Annotated in this window: 19 protein-coding genes; 15 read left to right on the top strand and 4 right to left on the bottom strand. The window is 63.7% G+C overall.

Translation table 11 applies throughout. The annotated features are described in order from the left end of the window. Window positions 1–11 precede the first annotated feature (11 nt). Window positions 12–1373 carry a chitinase gene (locus tag O3299_RS06995; RefSeq protein ID WP_305061890.1) on the top strand — a complete coding sequence of 454 codons (1362 nt, stop codon included), beginning with the start codon at window positions 12–14 and terminating at the stop codon, window positions 1371–1373. Window positions 1374–1409: 36 nt separating this feature from the next. On the opposite strand, the gene O3299_RS06990 is transcribed toward O3299_RS06995, so the two are convergent. Continuing rightward, window positions 1410–1994, bottom strand: a complete 585-nt coding sequence (locus O3299_RS06990) for a TetR family transcriptional regulator (protein WP_305061889.1) — start codon at window positions 1992–1994, stop codon at window positions 1410–1412. A gap of 92 nt (window positions 1995–2086) precedes the next feature. Here O3299_RS06990 and O3299_RS06985 point away from each other — a divergent pair, with 92 nt between their 5' ends. Both O3299_RS06985 and O3299_RS06980 read left to right on the top strand, forming a co-directional pair. Then, window positions 2087–2485: a nuclear transport factor 2 family protein gene (locus O3299_RS06985; protein WP_305055492.1), complete on the top strand. Its 399-nt coding sequence runs from the start codon at window positions 2087–2089 to the stop codon at window positions 2483–2485. A gap of 164 nt (window positions 2486–2649) precedes the next feature. After that, on the top strand, window positions 2650–3072 hold the full coding sequence (locus tag O3299_RS06980) for a DUF2061 domain-containing protein (protein WP_305061888.1): 423 nt from the start codon (window positions 2650–2652) through the stop codon (window positions 3070–3072). A 20-nt stretch (window positions 3073–3092) separates the two neighbouring features. On the opposite strand, the gene O3299_RS06975 is transcribed toward O3299_RS06980, so the two are convergent. Then, window positions 3093–4538: an amidase gene (locus O3299_RS06975; protein WP_305061887.1), complete on the bottom strand. Its 1446-nt coding sequence runs from the start codon at window positions 4536–4538 to the stop codon at window positions 3093–3095. 101 nt (window positions 4539–4639) lie between these two features. Here O3299_RS06975 and O3299_RS06970 point away from each other — a divergent pair, with 101 nt between their 5' ends. The 11 genes from O3299_RS06970 (at window position 4640) to O3299_RS06920 (ending at window position 13817) form a co-directional block, all read left to right on the top strand. Next, window positions 4640–5548, top strand: coding sequence for a LysR family transcriptional regulator (locus O3299_RS06970; RefSeq protein WP_251348740.1), 909 nt, complete (start codon window positions 4640–4642; stop codon window positions 5546–5548). Window positions 5549–5678: 130 nt separating this feature from the next. Further along, a complete protein-coding gene (locus O3299_RS06965) occupies window positions 5679–7028 on the top strand; it encodes an MFS transporter (RefSeq protein ID WP_305061886.1) in 1350 nt (449 codons plus the stop codon). Beyond that, complete coding sequence (locus O3299_RS06960; RefSeq protein ID WP_099667977.1) at window positions 7021–7533, top strand: MarR family winged helix-turn-helix transcriptional regulator; 513 nt, start codon at window positions 7021–7023, stop codon at window positions 7531–7533. Before O3299_RS06965 ends, O3299_RS06960 begins: the two co-directional genes overlap by 8 nt. After that, window positions 7530–8729 (top strand): FAD-dependent monooxygenase, encoded by a 1200-nt coding sequence (locus O3299_RS06955; protein WP_305061885.1) that lies wholly within the window; start codon window positions 7530–7532, stop codon window positions 8727–8729. The genes O3299_RS06960 and O3299_RS06955 overlap by 4 nt, the downstream gene beginning before the upstream one ends. Window positions 8730–8852: 123 nt before the next feature. Beyond that, a complete protein-coding gene (locus O3299_RS06950) occupies window positions 8853–9260 on the top strand; it encodes a MerR family transcriptional regulator (protein ID WP_099667981.1) in 408 nt (135 codons plus the stop codon). Continuing rightward, entirely contained in the window at window positions 9257–9910 is a 654-nt protein-coding gene (locus O3299_RS06945; RefSeq protein ID WP_099667982.1) for an SMI1/KNR4 family protein, read from the top strand. The genes O3299_RS06950 and O3299_RS06945 overlap by 4 nt, the downstream gene beginning before the upstream one ends. Window positions 9911–10010: 100 nt before the next feature. Continuing rightward, the gene (locus O3299_RS06940) at window positions 10011–10562 is read left to right on the top strand and encodes a DUF4142 domain-containing protein (protein WP_305061884.1); all 552 of its coding nucleotides are present in this window, start codon (window positions 10011–10013) and stop codon (window positions 10560–10562) included. 103 nt (window positions 10563–10665) lie between these two features. Further along, window positions 10666–11046 (top strand): hypothetical protein, encoded by a 381-nt coding sequence (locus tag O3299_RS06935; RefSeq protein ID WP_305051963.1) that lies wholly within the window; start codon window positions 10666–10668, stop codon window positions 11044–11046. Window positions 11047–11059: 13 nt separating this feature from the next. Continuing rightward, window positions 11060–11497 carry a hypothetical protein gene (locus tag O3299_RS06930; protein WP_305061883.1) on the top strand — a complete coding sequence of 146 codons (438 nt, stop codon included), beginning with the start codon at window positions 11060–11062 and terminating at the stop codon, window positions 11495–11497. Between the two features lie 240 nt (window positions 11498–11737). Continuing rightward, window positions 11738–12205, top strand: a complete 468-nt coding sequence (locus O3299_RS06925) for a cache domain-containing protein (RefSeq protein WP_370385267.1) — start codon at window positions 11738–11740, stop codon at window positions 12203–12205. 61 nt (window positions 12206–12266) lie between these two features. Beyond that, window positions 12267–13817: a methyl-accepting chemotaxis protein gene (locus O3299_RS06920; protein ID WP_289904982.1), complete on the top strand. Its 1551-nt coding sequence runs from the start codon at window positions 12267–12269 to the stop codon at window positions 13815–13817. Here O3299_RS06920 and O3299_RS06915 read toward each other — a convergent pair. After that, complete coding sequence (locus tag O3299_RS06915; protein ID WP_305061882.1) at window positions 13814–14896, bottom strand: hypothetical protein; 1083 nt, start codon at window positions 14894–14896, stop codon at window positions 13814–13816. The two genes, O3299_RS06920 and O3299_RS06915, sit on opposite strands and share 4 nt — an antisense overlap. A gap of 10 nt (window positions 14897–14906) precedes the next feature. Further along, complete coding sequence (cadR, locus tag O3299_RS06910) at window positions 14907–15338, bottom strand: Cd(II)/Pb(II)-responsive transcriptional regulator (protein ID WP_034787498.1); 432 nt, start codon at window positions 15336–15338, stop codon at window positions 14907–14909. 99 nt (window positions 15339–15437) lie between these two features. Here cadR and O3299_RS06905 point away from each other — a divergent pair, with 99 nt between their 5' ends. Beyond that, window positions 15438–17723 carry a heavy metal translocating P-type ATPase gene (locus O3299_RS06905; RefSeq protein WP_305061881.1) on the top strand — a complete coding sequence of 762 codons (2286 nt, stop codon included), beginning with the start codon at window positions 15438–15440 and terminating at the stop codon, window positions 17721–17723. The last annotated feature ends 85 nt before the right edge of the window (window positions 17724–17808 follow it).

Below are 17808 nucleotides of genomic sequence, written 5' to 3'. Positions count from 1 at the left end.
AAGGAGATGCAATGAACCGGACAGTCATGAATACCCTCATCCTTACCCTCTTCGGCGGCACCCTGGCGGCCTGCGGCGGCGGCAGCGGCGACGGATCCAGCGGGGGCGCGAGCCAGCTGCTGGCCGGCGCGACCGCAGCAGTGGTCTGCTATACGCCGTGGAATAGCGGCACTGCCTACAACGGCGGCGGTCAGGCCAGTTACAACAACGTCAATTACACGGCCAACTGGTGGACACAAGGCAATAACCCATCGACCAGCAGCGGCGGCGCCGGCAGCGGCCAGCCCTGGACGGCGGTGGGAGACTGCGGCACGCCGACGCCGACTCCTACCCCAACGCCGACTCCCACCCCAACTCCGACGCCAACCCCAACGCCGACACCTACCCCGACTCCAACACCGACTCCAACACCGACGCCGACGCCCACCGGCCTGGCCAAGCACGCGCTGATCGGCTACTGGCACAACTTCACCAACCCCAGCGGCGCCACGTATCCGATCAGCCAGGTCAGCGATGACTGGGACGTGATCGTCGTCTCGTTCGGCGACAACGCGGGCGGCGGCAATGTCAGCCTGACCATCGATCCGGGTGCGGGCACGGAAGCGCAATTCATTGCCGACGTGGCGGCCAAGCGGGCCAAGGGCAAGAAAGTCATCCTGTCGCTGGGCGGACAGAACGGTTCCGTTTCCGTCGGCAACACGGCCGAAGCGACGAATTTCACCAACAGCCTGTACGCCATCATCACCAAGTATGGTTTCGACGGCATCGACCTGGACCTGGAAAACGGCGTGGCGCAAGGCGCGGCCATCCAGACCTATCTGCCGATCGCCGTGAAAAACCTGAAAACCAAGGTCGGCAGCAGCTTTTATCTGTCGATGGCGCCCGAATGGGTGTATGTGGAAGGGGGATACACGAGCTATGGCAGCATCTGGGGCGCCTATATTCCCATCATCAACGCCTTGCGCAGCGAGCTGACGGTGCTGCACCCGCAGTACTACAACAATGGCGACATTTACACGCCGTACGCGACGGGCGCCATCAAGGCGGGTTCGGCCGACCAGCTGGTGGCCACGGCGCGCATGCTGATCGAGGGGTTCAATTATGGCGGCAATACCTTCGCCGGCCTGCGTCCGGACCAGGTGGGCTTTGGCGTGCCGTCGGGGCGCAGCTCGGCCGGTTCGGGCTTCACGACGAATGCCGACGTCAGCAATGCCCTGAATTGCCTGACGCGCCTGCTCAATTGCGGCACCATCAAGCCGCTGCAGGCGTATCCGGACTTCCGCGGCGTGATGACGTGGTCGATCAACTGGGACCGCCACGACAACTATAATTTCTCCGTGCCGACGAAGAATGTGCTGAAGACCTTGCCGTAAGGGCCCCGGTCCGACTGCGCATGCGAGCTTCGCCGCTCACATGCGCAGCAGCGCCGCGCCCAGCAAGCGCATGTGCAGCGCCACGCCGTGGCGCAACGCCTCCCCTCCCCCTTGCGCATGCTTGATGCCATCCATGGTGGCCACCAGCAAGCCGGCCACCTGCGCGGCGGTCGCGTCCACCCGGCGCAGCGCAATATCGCCCGCCGCCTCGGCCTGTTCCAGCGCGCCGGCCAGCGACGCCACCAGTGTTGCCCGCGCCGTCAAGGTGATGTCGGCGGCCAGGGTCATATTGGCGTCGAACAATTCCTGTCCATGGGCGCTGGCGGAAATTTCCGCCATCAAGCCTTGCTGGAATGCCAGCAGCGCCGTTTCGATGCGCGTGAAGACGGGGCCGGGTTCGGCCAGCGCCGCTGCCACTTGCGCCATGACCGTGGCATGGGCCCGTTCGGAACCGGCGCGGAACACGTCTTCCTTGTTCTTGAAGTGCAGGTACAGCGCGGCGCGCGACATATCGGCCGCCTGTGCGATGTCGAGCATGGATGTCTTGCGGTAGCCATAGCGGCAAAACACGGCCAGGGCCGCGTCGAGTATGCGCTGGGTCTTGAGGGTGTGGGGTGACATGCTGGCATATTGACATTTTATATATATAGTGTCAACATGGCTTTTGGACAAATTACGTCAAAGTGTCAATCTCCACAGCGAAGGATGGAATCATGCAAGAACAGCACCCTGGCTCCGAGGCGGCTATGCAGGAACAATTGCGCGACATCGAACGCGGCCGCCTGCGGGCGCTGGTCGACGGCGACGTGGCGCTGGCGCGCACCCTGCACGCTGACGATTTTCAGCTGGTCACGCCTATCGGCAGCCTGCTGTCGCGGGAAGAATACCTGGGCGCCATCGCGGCGGGCCACATGCGCTATCTGAGCTGGGAACCGGGCGAGATCGCCGTGCGCGTGCATGGCGATGCTGCCGTGCTGCGCTACCAGGCCCAGCTTGAAATCCATTTCGCCGGCCAGGCCGTGCCCCGCGCGCGCTACTGGCATATCGATAGCTATGAGCGGCGCGCTGGGCGCTGGCAAGCCGTGTGGTCGCAGGCGACGGCGATACGCTGACGGCCAGGGCGGCTGCGGGAAGTGTGCGCAGCAGGGGCAATTGATATTTCTCAAACCATAGCCTCAATCTATGGGTTCGGTTGAAATATTTTACTTCCTTTTGTAAATGAGAATCGTTACTATCTAAATCAAGGATAAGCGAATTCAACAGAAAGGAGCATCCCTTGTTCACAGCCATCAAAACATTCAGCCAGGTCTGCACGCACATGTCGATCGCCTTCGGCCTCGCCTACTTGCTGACGGGGTCCCTGGCGCTCGGTGGCTTGGCCGCGATCATCGAACCGATCATCAACGTAGCCCTGTTGCCGTGGCATGAAAAAGCCTGGCACGCGATCCGCCGCCGCTACGCCGCCAGCCGCCTGGGCATTGCCGCCCTGGCCGGCGAAAAGCTCAGCCAGACGACCTTGCACATGGGCGTGGCCTTCGGCGTCATGTACTGGGCCACGGGTTCCATGGCCTTCGGCGGTTTGCTGGCCGTGGTCGAGCCGATCTGCAATGTGATCGTCCTGCCCTTCCACGACCGGCTGTGGGAAAAAGCCCGCTTTCGCCTGGAAAGCCGCGGCGCGGCCCGCCTCGCCGCCCTGTAGTCTTCCTCTTCTCCCCCTTACTAACTTCCTGCCCACACGGGCGGCCGCCGTTGCACCCACGGCGCCGCCCGCTCCAGCTGGCCCGCCAGGCGCAGCAGCACGCCATCCTTGGCGTAGCCGGCCATGAACTGCATGCCGATCGGCACGCCCTCATTTGACATACCCAGCGGCACGGACATGGCCGGCAAGCCCGCCACGTTCGCCAGCGGCGTGTACGGCGAATGCTCGAACAGGCGCGCCGTCCAACCAACACCGTCAAGCTGTTCCTCCTTTTCGCCATAGCGGCCCAGTTGCCACGGCATATCCGGCAAGGTGGGCGTCAGCAGCACGTCGTACTGGCCGAACAAGGCGCCCGCGTGGCGCGTGACCGTGTTGCGCACGTCGAGGGCCGCCACGAAATCCACCGCCGAGACCGTTTTGCCATGGCGGTAACAGGCCAGGGTCGCCGCTTCCAGGGTGTCCAGCGACACGCCGCGCCCGCTCTCCTGCGCCAGGCCATCGATCCACGGCACCAGGTTGGCGCACCAGATGCCGGCATTCGCGTGCACGAATGCTTCCCACGATACGCCCAGCGCGGGCGCCACTTCTTCCACGTGGTGGCCCAGGCTTTCCAGCAGGCGCACGGTGGCGTCCAGCGCGGCTTCGACGGCGGGCGCGGGATGGGCGCCATTGCAGGCGGCGCGCTGCACGCCGATGCGCAGCTTGCCCGGCGCCACGCCCACCTGCGACAGCCAGCTGTAGCCGGGCGGACTCGTCACATACGGTTCGCCTGCCATCACGCCCTGCACGGCGTCGAGCAAGGCGGCGCTGTCGCGCACCGTGCGGCTCACGCCCAGCTGCACGCCCAGGCCGCTGAAGATCTCGTCCATGGTGGGGCCGTTCGAGACCCGGCCACGGCTCGGTTTCAGGCCGAACAGGCCCGTCGAGGCGGCCGGCACGCGGATGGAACCGGCCGCATCCGTCGCATGGGCCAGGGGCACGATGCCGGCCGCCACGGCCGCCGCCGCGCCGCCGCTGGAGCCGCCCGCGCTCAAGGCCAGGTTCCAGGGATTGCGCGTGGCGCCGTAGAGCACGGGTTCCGTGGTGGTGGCAAACGCCATTTCCGGCGTGCTCGTGCGGCCGAACGTCGCCAGGCCGGCTGCGCGGAACTGCGTCATCAGGTGGGAGTCAAATGCGGCGACATGGCCGGCGCCCAGGCGGCTGCCCGCTTCGCTGCGGCGGCCCGCCATCGTGACGGCCACGTCCTTGATCAGGAAGGGCACGCCGGCGAACGGCGCAGTGCTGACTGTACTGTCGATGGCAGTCAAATCCGCCGGCCACAGCTCGACCACGGCATTGATCAGCGGGTTGACGGCGGCGCAGGCGCGCACGGCCGCGTCCTGCAATTCGGCGGCCGAGACGCTGCCGTCGCGCAGCAGCTGGGCCAATCCCAGGCCATCAAAGCTTGTATATTCATGGAGTTGCATCAGTTTATTCCTGTAATGGATGAAGAGTGGATGTCACAGGAACTACTCTAGGGCTTGCGCTATCATAGTGGAAATGAATAGTTGATATACGAGGTATAGTCATGAGCAATTTGCACAAGCTGGACTTGAACCTGCTGCTGACCCTGAACGCCCTGTTGATTGAACGCAACGTCACGCGGGCGGCGGCGCGGCTGCATCTGAGCCAGCCGTCCGTCAGCGTGCAGCTGGGCAAGCTGCGCGCCGCCTTCGATGATCCGCTGCTGTTGCCCGGCCCGCGCGGCATGCTGCCCACGGCGCGCGCGCTGGCCCTGTTCGCGCCGCTGCAAGCCGTGCTGGTCCAGCTGGAGCAAGTCTTGCAGCCGGAACAGGCGTTCGACCCGGCCACGGCCGAGGTACGCTGGAACCTGGCGGCGGCCGACGCCACCGAGTATGCGATTCTGCTGCCCATGCTGCCGTCCCTGCGCGCGCAGGCGCCCCTGTCGCGCATGGCCGTGTTCGAAGCCGTGCCGGCGCGCATGGCGCATGCGCTGGAAAACGGCCAGGTCGACCTGGGCTTTTTGGCGCAGGAAGAAGCGCCGCCCGGCTTGCGCCACCGCACCCTGTTCAGCGAACATTATGTGCTGGCGGGCCGCCGCGACCACCCGCTGCTGCAGGCGCCGCCCGACCTCGAGCGGTTCTGTGCGCTGGAATTCATCGTCGTCTCGCCCAACGGCGGCGGTTTCCGCAGCAACGTCGATACGGCGCTGGAAACGCTGGGCCGGACGCGCAAGGTGGTGCTGTCCGTGCCGCATTTCCTCATCGTCCCTCCCCTGCTGGCTGCGTCCGACATGGTGGCCCTGCTGCCGTCGCGCCTGCTGAAAAACGCCCTGGGCGACCTGCGCACGTGGGAGCCGCCCGTCACCCTGCCCGATTACGAGATGGCGATGGTATGGCACGAGCGCATGCACCTGGACCCGGCGCACCGCTGGCTGCGCGAACGCATCATGGCGTGGAACGAAAAGCCCGCTTGAGCCATTGACAAAGAGGGCCAGGCCGTATACTGTCTCGTTTTATTACTAACTAAGTTAGCTATTAATTAGAATGAAGATTGCTGCACTGCCTCGCTGGCCCATTTTACTGGTCATGATCGTTTCCGAAATCATGGACCTTGCCGCATCCACCATCGTCAACGTCGGCGGACCTGCCCTGATCGAGTCGCTGGGCGCCAGTTCCGCCCAGATGCAATGGGTCATCGGCGGCTATGCGCTGGCCCTGGGCGCCGGCCTGGTGCTCGGCGGCAGGCTGGGCGACCGCTACGGGCGGCGCGCCATGTTTCTATACGGCTTGGCCGCCTTTACCATCGCCTCGCTGTTGTGCGCCGTGGCGCCGACCATCGCATTGTTGATCGTCTTTCGCCTGCTGCAAGGGCTGGCCGGCGCGATGCTGTTGCCGCAAGGCTTGGGCTTGCTGCGTGAAAACTACCAGGGACCGGCCCTGGCCAAGGTGTTTGGCATCTTCGGCCCCATCCTGGGCCTGGCGGGCATACTCGGTCCCGTGCTGGGCGGGATGCTGCTCGAAGCGAACGTGTTCGGCCTGGGCTGGAGAGCCATGTTCCTGATCAATATTCCGATCGGCATCGCCTGCTTCCTGGTGGCGTACCGTTACCTGCCCCACCGTCCGGGAGACCGCTCCGTCCACATCGACGTTCCCGGCGCTAGCCTGCTGGTGCTGTCGTCCGTGTTCCTCGTCTTGCCGCTGGGCGAGGCGGGAGCGTGGCCGGCGTGGGGATGGCCGATGCTGGCGATGGCCGTGCTGGGTTTCGGCCTGTTCGGCCTGCGCCAGTCCGCGATGGTGCGCGCCGGGCAGACGCCGCTCATCATGACGTCGATCTTCCAGCGCTCCGCCTACACGGCCGGGCTGGCCGGCATTGCCCTGTTCTTTTGTTCGCTCGTCGGCATGCAGCTGGTGCTGACGCTGTTCTTGCAGATTGGACATGGATTGACGGCGGGCGAAGCAAGTATTGCCAATCTGCCATTCGCTGTGGGCACGGCGTGCGGCGCCACCCTGAGCGGCGCCGTCCTGGCGGCCCGTTTCGGGCGCAAGGTGCTGCAACTGGGCGCCGGTGTCCAGCTTGCCGGCGTGGCGCTGCTGCAATTTGAACTGGGCAATACGGCGGTATTTTCTGCGTGGCATGTCGTGCCCGGCATGCTGGTCTGCGGCATCGGGGCAGGCCTCGTGATCGCAGCCTTGTTCAGCATCATTCTGGCGTCGCTGGACAACAAGCAGATCGGCTCCGGTTCCGGCGTGCTGTCTGCCGTGCAATCGATCGCCGCATCGATCGGCGTGGCCCTATTCAGCGGCGCATTTTTTGCCGCGCATCCCGCCCTGACGCCGGACCGGGCGCTCAGCGCCGCATTGACGATCCAAACCGGCATACTCATCGCTTTCATGGGCGTGACGTTCTTCTTTCCCACTGCTGCAAAATCTGAACTTGAGGTAAATCATGCATGACCAGCCAACACACAATCAAGCATTCGCGGCCGACGATCCCCGTGGCATGCACATCGCCGGCGATGTCATCGGCCGCCAGTTGCAGGATATCGCGATCCTGACGCGCGAAACGGCGTTGCACCTGAGCAACGCGATGGGCATCAACCAGACCGATTTGGCCCTGATGGAGCAATTGATCACGCACGGTCCGCTGTCTCCGAATGAGCTGGCTGCGCGCCTTGCCGTCACGACGGCGGGCGTGACGCTCGTCATCGACCGCCTGGAACGGGCCGGCCACGTGACGCGCGTACGCCAGCAGGACGACAAGCGCCGCGTGCTCGTCCATCCCGTGCCAGCCTCGGTGGCGCAAACCTACACGCATATCGCGCCGATGCTCAACGGACTGGACGCGGTGCTGAGCGGCTTGTCCGCCGGCGAACGGACGACGATAGAACATTTTCTCCAGCAAGTGATCACGGTTTACCAGACCACTTTGCCAACCACAGCAGAAAAGAAAATCAAATGACGATCAAACGAAAAATCCTGATTACGGGGGCCAGCGTTGCCGGCCCGACCCTGGCTTACTGGCTGTCGCGCCTGGGCATGGACGTTACCGTTGTCGAGCGGGCGCCCGAGTTTCGCGATGGCGGACAAACGATCGACGTGCGCGGCGCAGGCAAGCTGGTGGCGCAGCGCATGGGGCTCGAGAGCGCCATCCGCGCCAAGACCACGCATGAGGATGGGCTCCGGTTTGTCGACGCGCAAGACCGCACGCAGGCGGAATTCGGCATCGGCGCCTTTGGCGGCAACGGCCCCGTGGCCGAGCTGGAAATTTTGCGGGGGGAACTGGCCAAGCTGCTGATCGGGCATGGCCGCGACGCGGTCGACTACCGCTTTGGCGACAGCATCGCCGCGCTGGAAGAATTGCCCCATGGCGTCAAGGTGCGCTTCGAACAGGGCGGCGAAGCAGTGTTCGATCTCGTCATCGGCGCCGAAGGCGTCGGTTCGCATACGCGCAAACTCGTGTTCGGCGATGAAGTCCGACGCCGCTCGTTCAAGCTCTACACGGCCTATTTCACCATCCCGCGCGCGCCGGGCGACGAACGCCAGATGCGCTGGTTCAACGCCCCTGGCGGCTTGAGCGTGTGCCTGCGTCCCGATAACCTGGGCACCACGCGCGCCCTGCTGTCGTTCCAGGAAGCGCCCAGCGCCTATGAAAAACTGCCGATTGCCGAGCAAAAGGCCCTGCTGAAGCAGAAATTCGGCGCCCTGAAGTGGGAAACGCCGCGCATCCTGGCGGCCCTGGATGACGCCACCGACCTGTATTTCGACCAGATTTCCCAGGTCAAAATGCCGCGCTGGTCAAAGGGACGGATTGCCCTCGTCGGCGACGCCGCCTATTGCGCCTCGCCCATCAGCGGCATGGGCACGAGCCTGGGCATGTGCGGCGCCTACGTGCTGGCGGGGGAACTGGGACGCCATGACGATCACGCGCAAGCCTTTGCCGCATATGAAGCGATCATGCGCCCGTATGTTGACCAGGCGCAAAGCGTGCCCACCTTCGCGCCGCGCCTGGCCTCGCCGCACTCGCGCGTGGGGATCGCCATCGGCCATGCGATGTTGCGCATGTCAAACGTGCCAATTATCAAGACGATACTGGCCAGGTTCCTGACGCCCAAGGCGGATGCCATCGCGCTGCCCGAGTATGCATACATGGCCTGAGGCAGGCAGGCGGCGGGCGTTGGCATACACGAATTGTTGCCGCAATGCACTAGGCAAAATTACCTAGTCGATCGAAAGAAACTCCCTAAACTGTGGTCTTTAGTCCACGGTCAAGAGGAAACGATGCGCATCGGTGAAATCACCCGCCTGACGGGCGTCAGCAAGGATACGGTGCGCTTTTACGAGCGCCAGGGCTTGCTGGAGGAAGCGCCGCAGCCGGGCGTGACGAATAACTACAAGGAATACTCGGCGCAAGCGTTGCGGCGCATCGAGCTGATCGGCCACGCCAAGGCGCTGGGCTTTACCTTGAAGGAAATCGCCGAAGTCATTGCCGTCTGGCAGGAAAACGCGCTCGATGCGCAGACCAAACGGGCCATGCTGGAAACGAAAATTGCCCAGATCGATGACAAGGCCCGTTCGATGGCCGTGCTGCGCGCCGGCCTCGTCGATGCACTGGCCAAGGTGGAGACGGGTTGCGACGATGCGGCGCCAGTGCATATGAACAAGAATAACGACAAGGAGACTCAATGAGCAACCATTACACGCAGTACCGCCACCTGGCGCTCGAGGGCGCCAAGCCTGCCCCCACGGCGCAGCAGATCGCCGCCATCGAAACCTTGCTGGAAGCGCCCTTGCCGCCCGCCTTCCTGGCGTTCTTGCGGGTCGCCAACGGCGCCTGGTTCGATTACACGTGCGATGTGCCGGACGGCAATGGCGGCGTGGAAAAAATGGGCTTCAATACCTTTTTCAGCGCCGACGAAGGCGATTTCTGCGATGAAACCCTGGTCGGCGAAATCCGCGCCGCGCGCCAGCATGCGGACATGCCGGTGCGCATCCTGCCGTTCGCCCGCGATGGCGGCAATTCCATGCTCTACCTGGACTTGACGGAAGAAGGCGGCGGCCGGGTACTGGCCTATGTGCAGGAATTGCCGGAGTGGACGGGCAAGCGCGCCCATGGCCTGATGGAGCTGGCGCCCTCGTTCGACGCCTGGCTGGACAGCCTGTATATCGACCGCGACACGGTGCTGGAGGAACTCGAACACAGCGTTTCGGAACCCTCGCACCTGGAAGCGATGGCGCAGTGGCTCGATATCGGCATGCCCGCCTGGCGCCGCGATGCGGGCATCGCCGCATTATTTGCTATTAAACAAGTCGAACTGTGCGCTAACGAACAGGACTAGTCCTACGGGCATGGCCGTGCCTGTCCTATGGGTGTGCGCAGGCTGAGGGCTTAACATTGTCATCAGCTTGCATAAAACGCCATATTCGAAAGGATTCCCCATGCCTATCTCCACCACCAGTTCCCGTACCCCCTCCCTGAAAAGCGTGGCCATCGGCGCGGCCGTGGCGCTGTTGAGCGGCATCGCCATCAACAGCATCGCCGCCGCCGCACCGGGCGCGTACGACAAGCAATTCCTCAGCAAGGCCGCCGATGCGGGCAGCACGGAAATCGCCGCCAGCAAGGTAGCGCAAAGCAAGAGCAGCAATGCAGAAGTGAAGCAATTTGCCGACGCCATGGTTGCCGCCCACACGACAGTGGCCGACGCGCTGAAACAGTTGGCCAGCAGCAAGCAGATCGAGGTCAGCGACCAGCCCGGCGCGAAACACAAGGCGCAGATCGACCGGCTGGGCCGCCTGGAAGGCCAGGCCTTCGACAGGGAATATGCGGCCACCATCGGCGTGGCGGCGCACAAGGAAGCCGTGAAACTGTTCACGGATGCCAGCCAGAAGGCGAGCGATCCCGACATCAAGGCCTTTGCCGCCAAGACCTTGCCAGCGTTGCAACATCACCTGGAAATGGCGCATGCGCTGCACGCGGCATTGGCGAAATAGACGGCCATACGCGGGGAAATACTTGCAGTACGTGCTGTACAGCAAGTATTTCTGCTCTTGACATACAATGCGGCAACTTCGTTTTCGGCCATGCCATGACCTCATGCAGCTACTCAAGAAAACCGGCTTGATCGCCGCCGCCTTCCTGCTCCTCATCCTGCTGGCAGGCTGGCTCTTCATCAAGGTGAGCGCGGCGCGCAATGCCACCGTGTATGCCCAGCAGTGGAATGACCAGGGCACGTGCGTGATCAAGACCTATGTGCCGCACTACGGCAACGGCGTGCCGAACAACATCGTGCGCGCGTTCAGCACGTCCACCTTCTTCCGCGTGTACCACAAGGATGGCACCATGCTGGAAAGCACGGAATGGGTGCTGGACATGCATGAAGACGGCATCCTCGACCACGCCCACTGGGGCCAGAACCGCGCCATCTACCCGACCGACCTGGGGTATGAAGGCTGGACCTTGCCTGAGTGCGCGTGAACGGAAAATCATCATGCAAGAACTGAAACAAAAGGGGTTGCGCGGCCCCTGGAGCGACGCCCCCTACCTTCCCACCTTGCACCATTTCCTCGGTCCCTTCGACGTGTATGACCGCGAAGAAACCCTGGGCGTGGAGCTGGATGCCTGGAACATGAACGATCCAGCCCAGCGCGCAGCGCTGATACGGCGCGACATCACGTCCCAATACAAGGAACTCAGCTATCGCCACCGCCATGCGCTGGTGGCCGTGCTGGCGCAGGCCTTGCAAGACCCTGATTACGATTTCCAGGCCATCCTCGAACATGACCCCGAAAGCACGCACGCGCTGCCGGCCCTGTGGGACGAAATGCACGACCCGCGCGCCTTCTTTGCCGATATCTACCGCCTGGTGCGGCAAGACTGGCGCGACGACCTGGCGCGCGCGGCGGCGGAAGACCCGGCCAGCTGGTAGCGCGGCGCACGCGCCACACTATCGACACGATAGGCTGCGCCCTCCTTTCCCCTATGAAATATCCATTGCGGCAATGTGCACGCGCTGTTGCAAAAACGCCCGTCTGAAAAAATATCTGTTGCACCAGCGCATGCCCACTGGCATCGCGCTACCATGAGCCGTCGGCACTTCGATAGGCGCCGCCTTACCGCGCCGGTTCCCCCGCCGGCTTCCCCCAGCCGCAATGTGAAGGAGATTCTCATGCCCAAGTTCGCCCCTGCCATGTGCTTGTCGCTCATGCTTGTCGCCGCTACCTTGCCCGGTATCGCCAGCGCTGCCGAGGGCGGCGCCACGCGCGCCGACGCCGAAGCCATGGTCAAGAAAGGCGTGGCCTACATCAAGAGCGCCGGCGACGCCAAGGCGTATGGCGAGATCACGGCCAAGTCGCCGCAATTCATCCTGCACGACCTGTACCTGGTCGTGTATAAGCTCGACGGCACGGTCGCCGCGCATGGCGCCAACCCGAAAATGGTGGGCAAGAACTTGATCGAGTTGAAAGATATCGATGGCAAGGCCTTCGTCAAGGAGCGCGTCGACCTGGCCAAGAGCAAGGGCACGTTCTGGCAGGAATACAAATTCACGAATCCGGAAACCAAGAAGATCGAGCCGAAGGTGATGTACTGCGAAAAGCTGGCCGAGACCGTCGTCTGCGGCGGCATCTACCTGTAGCCAGCCGCCGCGCCGCCGGCGCCGGGATGGTTGTCCGCTCTCTTGACGATAGGGGCTGCATGTGAAAATCGCACAGAAGATGTTGATCGTCCCGGTGGTCGCGCTGGCTTGCCTGCTGGCCATGGGGGCCTTGTCCTACTTCGCCATGCAGCAGAACGAGCAGCGCATGCGCGAACTGAAAGACGTCACCCTGACGGCCGAGCGGCTTGCGAACCAGCAAGCTATTGCCCTGGGCCAGGTGCACGCCGACGTGTATGCGAAGATCGCCATCGCGGCCAGCCTGTCGGATGAGCAGTTCAAGCAATTCGGCGCGCAAACGGATGGCCAGCTGAACGCCATTGCGCAAGGCTTGCAGCAATTGCAGACATTCTCGGGCGCCGCCACGGAAGCGGGCCAGGCGCTGCCGGGTATCGAACGCTACCGTGCCAGCGTGGCGCAGGCGCTGGACCTGGCGTCCATGGACCCGAATACGGGCGTGGCGGCGATGCAAAATGCCGCCACGCATTACCAGCAAGTGCGCGGACAGTTGCGCCAGGTGTTGCTCAATCTCGACCACCGCACTGTCGATGCCTTGCAGGATACCAAGAATGCAGGCCAGCGCGCCGGCTGGCTGTCGCTCGGTACCATGGCCATCGGCTTTGCCCTGCTGGCCCTGATCGCCACCTGGGTGGCGCGCTCCGTGGTGGGCCCCATCGACGAAGCTTGCCGCGCCGCCGAATCGCTGGCCGCCGGCGACTTGACCACGCGCATCGACGCCCGGGGCGACGACGAGGTGGGCAAGCTGGCGCGGGCCCTGGCCACCGTGCTGAAAAACTGGAACACTTTATTGGGCGACATCCGCCAGGCAGGCTCCACCATCACGGTGGAAGCGAGTGAAATCGCGCTGGGCAACGCGGACTTGTCGGCCCGCACGGAATCGCAAGCCCATTCCTTGCAGGAAACGGCGTCATCGATGCATGCCTTGACGGATACCGTGCGCGAAAACGCCAGCCATGCGCACCAGGCCAACCAGATGGTGCTGTCGACATCGAACGTGGCGCTGGAAGGCGGCCGCGTGGTGGGACAGGTGGTCGAGACGATGGGCTCGATCAAGGCCAGTTCCGGGCGCATCGTCGACATCATCGCCGTCATCGATGGCATTGCCTTCCAGACCAATATCCTCGCCTTGAACGCAGCCGTGGAAGCGGCGCGCGCGGGCGAACAGGGACGCGGCTTTGCCGTCGTCGCCACGGAAGTGCGTGGCCTGGCGCAGCGCTCGGCCACGGCGGCGCGCGAAATCAAGCAATTGATCGAGGATTCCGTGGCCAGGATAGAAACGGGCAGCGAGCTGGCCGACAGCGCCGGGCGCACCATGGGCGATATCGTCGCTTCCGTTCAGCAAGTGACGGAAATCATGAACGACATCACGGCGGCCAGCCAGCGCCAGAGCAAGGGCATCGAGGAAGTCAACAACGCCATCACGGAAATGGACGAATTGACCCAGCGCAATGCCGCCCTCGTTGAACAGTCGGCCGCCGCCGCGCAAAGCATGCAGGACCAGGCGCATGATCTATTGCGCGTGGTCGACGCCTTCCGCCTGGGCGAAGGCGGCGCGCCGTTGCTGGCGCCTTAGCGCCGGTGCGGCATGGCGGCCCGGGCGCAGGCTTGCATGGCCTTGCCTGTTCCGACCAGCGCGGGGTCCGCGTCCCGCAGCAAGACATTGCCCATGCGGTATTGCTGATGATAATCACCCAGCAGGGCTGAATACAGGAAAACCTGGTCTTGCCTGCGCCAAGCGGCATGGTAGTTGCTGCCTGGCGTAGCCGGAATGGCGGCGCTGAAGTAGCTGTACAGGCCGCCCACCTTCTTCTTGTGCAGCCATTCCATCAATTGCACGATGCGGTACTGTTCCAGCAAGCTCAATTCGCTGACATTGACGCCGGACAAGGCGTAATACAGTTCCAGGCGGGCCATCCAGTTGCCCTTCCCGCCTGCCGCCGCCAGCGCATCCCAGGGCGGGCCGGCACGCACCTTGCGCGCGTCGTCCGGCAATGCCATCCACGCTTCCACAAAGGCCTGGTCCGGCACGGGGCCGTAGTCGGCCGGTGCGCGGCAGACGAACTGGCGCGCATCGGGCCCGTCCTGCGGGACTTCGTCGGCGATGTATCTGGCGATCTTGTCGCCGATGCCCAGCAGGCGCTTGCCATACCCTTCCAGGGTCCAGCTCGCAGGCAAACGCCCCAGCCAGGCCAGCGCATCGTCGTTGGCACGGGCCTCCACCGCGTAGGCGGCGATCCTGGCCTGCATCCTGGCTTCCTTCTGCTGCTCCGCCAGCTTGAGCGCCTCTTGCTCTTCGTCATAGCGGCTCGTGGTCTTGGCCAGTTGCACGCAATCCAGGAAGGCCTCCGGCGCGCCCTGCCAGCACTTGGCCGGCACCTTCAGCTGCCAGCGCATGCTGACGGTTTTCAGCACATAGTTTTCTTCGCCCTCCTCGCCCTTGAGATAGGCGCGGCCATCGGCCTTCGTCACGCCTTTCGCCAGCTGCTTGCCGCCGACCGTGCTCCAGGTGTACGGGTCATCGTCTTGCGGCACGCCCGGCACGGCGTACAGGGTCAGGTAGTGTCCGGCTGCGGGCGGCGCATCGGCGGCATGGCTCAGCGGCGACAGCAGGGATAAGGTCAATAAAGTTTTTTTAGGCAATAGTTTCAGCATGCAGCAATCGTCAATGAAGTTCGGTGTGGCAGGCGCAGTCGTGGCCGCTGGCCGCCTCGGACAGGTTTTGCAGGATGGCGCAGTCTTGCGACGGCTGCGGTTGGTCGCACTGGTGGCGCAGAGTCACCAGTTGCTGCTGCAAGGTTTGCAGGTTCGCCATTTGTTCGGCAATGCGCAGGATATGGTGGTCGAGCAATTCATTGACGCTTTGACAGCCTTCTGCCGGGTTGTTCTTAAATTCCAGCAAGGCGCGGATATCCGTCAAGCCGATCTGCAGCGAACGGCAATGGCGGATGAATTGCAGCCGTTCCTGGTGTTCTTCCCGGTACTCGCGGTAGCCGGCGCTGTTGCGCCCTGGTTCCTGCAGCAAGCCCGCCTTTTCATAGTAACGTACGGTTTCCACGTCACAATCTGTCCGTTTGGCCAATTCTCCGATACGCATGGCATCCCCTTTTTCATTCCAACATGCAAATTCCGCTTGACCCTGTAGCCGCTACAGGGTTTCTAATGGAAGCATACACGAAACCGGAAGGACGATGCGATGCCGCACGATAGCCATAACCATACCCATGCGCACGACCACAAGCATGCGCACGAACCCAGCCCTGCGCCCAAGGCGGCCAGCTGCTGTTCCAGCCAGCATGCGTGCTCGTCCACGCCTGCCGCCGCATCCGGCCCAGCGCTGCCCAGCGCCGCCATCGCCGGCGCCAACACGGCCAAATACCGCATCGCCAACATGGATTGCCCCACGGAAGAGCGCTTGATCCGCAACAAGCTGGCCACCATGGCCGGCGTCGTGGGCCTCGATTTCAACCTGATGAACCGCGTACTCGACGTGCACCACACCCTGCCTACACTGGCCACGGTGGAAGCGGCCCTGCACGGCATCGGCATGCAAGCCATTCCCATGGAGGCGGACGCCGCCGTTTCGCATAACCCGGATGAAGGCAGCCTCAGCGGCATGCAAAAGGGCTTGCTGGTCGTCTCCGGCCTGGCGGCGGCGGGCGCCGAAGCGCTGGCGTGGACCACGCATGCGGACAGTTCGCCCCTCGTCATCGCCCTGGCCTTGCTGTCGATCGCCACGGGCGGCTGGCCGACCCTGAAAAAGGGTTGGATCGCCCTGAAAACGTTCACCCTGAACATCAATTTCCTGATGAGCCTAGCGGTTTTCGGCGCCATCGCCATCGGCCAGTGGCCGGAAGCGGCCATGGTCATCTTCCTGTTCGCCATTGCCGAGCTGATCGAAGGCTTGTCCTTGAACCGCGCGCGCAACGCCGTGCAAAGCCTGATGCAGCTGGCGCCCGATACGGCGACCGTTGCCGACGCCAGCGGCGCCTGGAGCCAGGTGAACGTTGCCACGGTAGCCATCGGCACGCTGATGCGCGTCAAGCCGGGCGAGCGCATCGCGCTGGACGGCATCGTGCAAAGCGGCGAATCGTCCGTCAACCAGGCGCCGATCACGGGTGAAAGCATGCCGGTGGATAAGGCCGTGGGCGACGTCGTGTATGCGGGCACCATCAATGAACGGGGCTTGCTCGACGTCACCGTCACGGCCAACAGCGGCAACAGCACCCTGGCGAAAATCGTCAAGGTGATCGAGGAAACCCAGGGAAAACAGGCGCCCACGCAGCGCTTTGTCGATAACTTCGCCCGCTATTACACGCCGGCCGTCGTCGTCTTCGCCATCCTCGTGGCCGTGCTGCCGCCGCTGCTTTTCGGCGCGCCCTTCATGGCCTGGATCTACAAGGCGCTGGTGATGCTGGTGATCGCCTGCCCGTGCGCGCTCGTCATTTCCACGCCCGTCACCGTGGTCAGCGGCCTGACGGCGGCCGCGCGGCGCGGCATACTGGTGAAAGGCGGCCAATTCCTGGAAACGGGTTACCGCATCAAGGCCATCGCCGTCGACAAGACGGGCACCTTGACCATGGGCAAACCGGCCGTCACGGACGTGGTGGCCCTGGAAGGCAGCGACCGCGACGCCATCCTGCTGCTGGCCGCCAGCCTGGACGCCAATTCCGCCCACCCACTGGCCGCCGCCATCGTCAAGGCGGGCCCGCCCGCGAGCAGCCACTTGTCCGTTACCCAGTTTGCCGCCCTGCATGGGCGAGGCGTGCGCGGCAGCATCGATGGACAAACGTATTACCTGGGCAATGCGCGCCTGATGACGGAATTGAACGCCCTGACGCCGGAGCTGCAAGCGATCCTGGCGCGGCTGGAACAGCAAGCCTACACGGCCATGGTGCTGGCCACCTCGGCCGGCGCGCTGGGCGTCATCGCCGTGGCCGACGTGCTGCGCCCGACGGCGGCGTCCGCCATTGCCCGCCTGAATGCGCTGGGCGTGACCACCGTGATGCTGACGGGCGACAACTTGCTGACGGCCCAGCGCATCGGCGATGAAGTCGGTGTCAGCCTGGTCAAGGCGGAATTGCTGCCAGAGAATAAACTGCATGAAATCAAGGCCTTGCAGCAGCAATTCGGCGTGGTTGCCATGCTGGGCGACGGCGTGAACGACGCTCCTGCCCTGGCGCAGGCGGACATCGGCTTTGCCATGGGCGCGGCCGGCAGCGACACGGCCATCGAAACGGCGGACGTGGCCCTGATGGACGATGAACTGGGCAAATTGCCCGAATTCATCAGCCTGAGCCAGCGCACGCGCAGCATCCTCGTGCAAAACATCAGCTTTGCCATCGGCATCAAGGCCGTGTTCTTCGGCCTGGCCCTGGCCGGCATGGCGACCCTGTGGATGGCCGTGTTCGCCGACGTGGGCGCCAGCCTGCTGGTGGTGGCGAACGGACTCAGGTTGCTGCGTGGCAGCAAGCCTAATTAAGTTCCTATAGAAATATTTCCATCTGGACAATTGCTGTAAAAAACGCTACTTTGGCGCTTGATCTCCACCTTCGCCAAAGTAGCCG

The organism is Janthinobacterium sp. SUN176 (genome assembly GCF_030587335.1).
GTDB classification, from domain to species: domain Bacteria; phylum Pseudomonadota; class Gammaproteobacteria; order Burkholderiales; family Burkholderiaceae_D; genus Janthinobacterium; species Janthinobacterium kumbetense.
The sequence above is the reverse complement of the archived record's forward strand: the minus strand, read 5'-3'. Positions and strand labels throughout refer to the sequence as shown.